At 72.1% G+C, this 1,665-nt stretch carries 2 protein-coding genes; one reads left to right on the top strand and one right to left on the bottom strand.

All coding sequences use genetic code 11. The features are described from left to right. Positions 1 to 566: anthranilate synthase component II (locus ASG00_RS00785; protein WP_056206155.1), on the top strand; the 566-nt coding region annotated here is incomplete at its 5' end. Here the strand turns inward: ASG00_RS00785 and ASG00_RS00790 are convergent. Next, the coding region (locus tag ASG00_RS00790) for a PASTA domain-containing protein (protein ID WP_235559019.1) at positions 530 to 1,665 on the bottom strand (1,136 nt) is incomplete at its 5' end. The genes ASG00_RS00785 and ASG00_RS00790 overlap by 37 nt on opposite strands.

Below are 1,665 nucleotides of genomic sequence, written 5' to 3' on the forward strand. Positions count from 1 at the left end.
CGACGGCCGATGTCGAGGCGCTCGTGCAGCGCGCCGACGCGGTCGTGATCTCGCCGGGCCCCGGCCGGCCCGAGGACGCTCGGGCCTCGCTCGCGGCCGTTCCGCTGGCGATGAGCCGGGACATCCCTCTTCTCGGTGTCTGCCTCGGCCATCAGGTGATCGCCGTGGCCCTCGGCGGGCGCGTCGAGGAGGCGCCGGAACTGCGGCACGGGATGACGTCGCGCGTCGAGCACGACGCGAGCGGCGTGCTGGCGCGGATGCCTCGTCCCGCGATCGTCGGACGCTACCACTCGCTGGCTGTCGTCGAGGAGGCGCTCCCCGACGAGCTGCGGGTCACCGCGCGCACGTCGAGTGGAACCGTCATGGCGATCACGCATCGCACTGCGCGGGTCGACGGTGTGCAGTTCCATCCCGAGAGCGTGCTCACCGAGGGCGGATATCTGCTGCTGGGCACCTGGCTCGAATCCGTGGGGATTCCGGATGCCGCGGCGCGCGGATCCTCCCTCTCCCCGCACCGGGGTGCGTTGGCTCAGCCGGCGCAGACCGTGAGCGTGACCGTCGACTGAATCGGCACCTCGCCGGGCGCGACCGACATCACCTTCACCGTGGGCGGCTTGCTCGCCGTGCAGGACTCATCGTTGGTCTGCGCAGGGGTCAAGCCGAGCTTCTGCAACTGGGACTCCGCGGCGGAGACCGTGAAGCCGGTCAGGTCGGGGAGAGCGACTTTTCCGGTCGCCACCACGAGTGCGATCGACGTGCCGGCCGGGACGTTGGTGCCCGCCGCGCTGCTCGCGGACAGCACCGTCCCGGACTTCGCCGAGGGATCGTCCTGCTGGGTGACCGCGCCGAGAGCGAGGCCGGCGTTCGTGAGTGCGGAGGTGGCGGCATCCTGGGAAAGGCCTTGCAGCGTCGGCACGGGAACCATGGGCACACCCGTCGACACGTAGACCACGACGGTCGCCCCCTGCGCGCTCACGGTGCCCGCGGCGGGATCGGTGCGGATGACATTGCCGGACGCGACCGTCGTGCTCGCTTCGGCGCGCTGCTGCACGGTGAAGCCCGCTTCGCTGAGCGTGCCGCTCGCCTTCGTGAAGGCCACCTGCGCGACGTCGGGCACCGTGTGGGGCGGGGCTTCGGCGCCGGCGCCGGCTCGGGCCGCGATCACCCAGGCGAGCACGGCGATCAGCACGACCGCCGCGATCGCGGTTCCGATCCAGATCCAGAGGGTGGTCGGTGCGGGCGAGGTCCTCGTCGTCGCGCGGGTCGTCGACAGGCGCCGCAGCGACTGCGCCGTGGCCGTCGCCTCGCGGGTGCTCGGAGCGAACAGCACGTCGGAGACCTCGGTGGGCGTCGGAGCGGGCGGTTCGTCGGACGCGACCCCCCGGAGCGCGGAGGCGAGCGCGCCGCGGAAGGCCGCGGCATCCGGGAATCTGTCGAAGGGATCCTTCGCGAGAGCCCGGGAGACGACGGCGTCGATGATAGGCGGCACGTCATCGCGCTCATCGCTCGGCGCGGCCGGTGCCTCGCTCACGTGCTGATACGCGACGGCGACCGGAGTGTCGCCCCGGAACGGCGGATGCCCGGTGAGCAGTTCGAACAGCACGACGCCAGCCGAGTAGAGATCTGCGCGGGCGTCGACCGTCTCGCCCTTGGCCTGCTCGGGCG

This window comes from Microbacterium sp. Leaf351, from assembly GCF_001423825.1.
Classification (GTDB): domain Bacteria; phylum Actinomycetota; class Actinomycetes; order Actinomycetales; family Microbacteriaceae; genus Microbacterium; species Microbacterium ginsengisoli.